The organism is Cohnella sp. CFH 77786, assembly GCF_019400745.1.
In the GTDB taxonomy this organism is placed as follows: Bacteria; Bacillota; Bacilli; order Paenibacillales; family Paenibacillaceae; genus Cohnella.
Genome location: NZ_WJIB01000043.1, coordinates 1 through 1,417, shown reverse-complemented (window position 1 = coordinate 1,417; position 1,417 = coordinate 1). Strand labels below are relative to the sequence as shown.

The following is a 1,417-nucleotide window of genomic DNA, read 5'->3' as shown; positions in this document are numbered from 1 at the left end:
CTCCACGGCCCCCTAATTGATGTGGAGTCCTGTCCCCCAATTGAATTAGACTAATGGTAATGGGGAGGCGGACAATATGCGTACAGGGAAAGTGTTCGAAGAGAAGCGAATGCAAATCGTGAAAGAAGCCTTATCCGGCATCAAGATTGCGGTATTGGCGCGCAAGTATGAAATGAATCCTGAAACCATCCGTAACTGGGTGAAAAATTACGGTAACCTGGTTGGACCTGACCAGATACCATCTACGGATGAGCAGATCCAAGAACTCAAACGACTTCAAGAGGTGGAAGAGAAGTACGAGCTCGCGGTGAAAAAGCTTGGCGAAAAGGAACTCGAAATTGAAATTCTTCGTGAACTTCTAAAAAAGAAGAACCCCGCTTATCCGAAAAACTCGAAATAGCAGACCAGTTCATTAAGCGGGGAGAAAAGGCAACTCTGGTCTTACGTCTTTTGGGTTTGGCTGAGTCGACGTACTATGCCCGTAAAAAACGAATCAGCGAGCAAAGAAACCTTGAGTGCGAGCGATCCGCAAGTGGAAAAAGAGGACGCCCGTGCCCAGGTTATTCCTTGACATCGACCGGGCAACGCGTAAGCGACGAGCAGATTAAAGAGTGGCTGCTCGAACTCGTTGAGGGCGAAGAACACGTTTACGGCTATAAACTCTTAGCCCAATGTTTGCGTAATGACCACGAATTGATTTTAGATAAGAAAAAGGTTTACAGGCTGTGCGACGAGCTGGGCATCCTACAACCACAGCGGGAGAAGAAGATAAAGCATCCGAGAAGGTTGCCGAAAAACCATTTGATTACGGCTCGCAACCAGCTATGGCAGGCTGATATTAAATATGGCTATGTGGCTGGCAAGGAACGGTTCTTTTTTGTATTGAGCATAATCGACGTGTTTGACCGGGTTGTTGTCGGCCAATACAGAGGACATGTTTGTGAGGCCAAGCATGCTGTCCAGACAGTGGTGACGGCCCTGAGACAGCGCGTTGGAGAGTCTGGACCTTTTCCCGTTATACGCACGGATAATGGCCCCCAATTCCTCAGCACGCTATTTCAAGACACATGCGAAGCCTACGAGATAACGCATGAGAGGATCCCACCTCGAACGCCTAATATGAACGCATATATTGAATCTTTTCACAGCGTGCTTGAAGATAACTTGTTCTCCAAATCCGTATTCATGACGTTTGAGGAAGCGTGCGCAGCACTCGATAATTACATGGACTTCTACAACAACCGTCGAATGCACGGAAGTTTAAAACGAATGTCACCACAAAGGTTTTCCATGTGGGCAATGGAACTTGAAGACCGATCTGCGTTTTACAGGGCGCTGTAATCGCTAGAAAAACATACCTATCCTGCGAACGATGTAATTTTTGTGGGGCAGACTCCAGAATTAAGGGGCCTAGCCG

Annotated in this window: 2 protein-coding genes; both read left to right on the top strand. The window is 47.5% G+C overall.

The genetic code is table 11. The features are described from left to right. Positions 1-76 precede the first annotated feature (76 nt). Positions 77-400: a transposase gene (locus GE107_RS26230; protein ID WP_219644649.1), complete on the top strand. Its 324-nt coding sequence runs from the start codon at positions 77-79 to the stop codon at positions 398-400. Next, positions 397-1,341 (top strand): IS3 family transposase, encoded by a 945-nt coding sequence (locus GE107_RS26225; protein ID WP_219644650.1) that lies wholly within the window; start codon positions 397-399, stop codon positions 1,339-1,341. The genes GE107_RS26230 and GE107_RS26225 overlap by 4 nt, the downstream gene beginning before the upstream one ends. Positions 1,342-1,417: the final 76 nt, after the last annotated feature.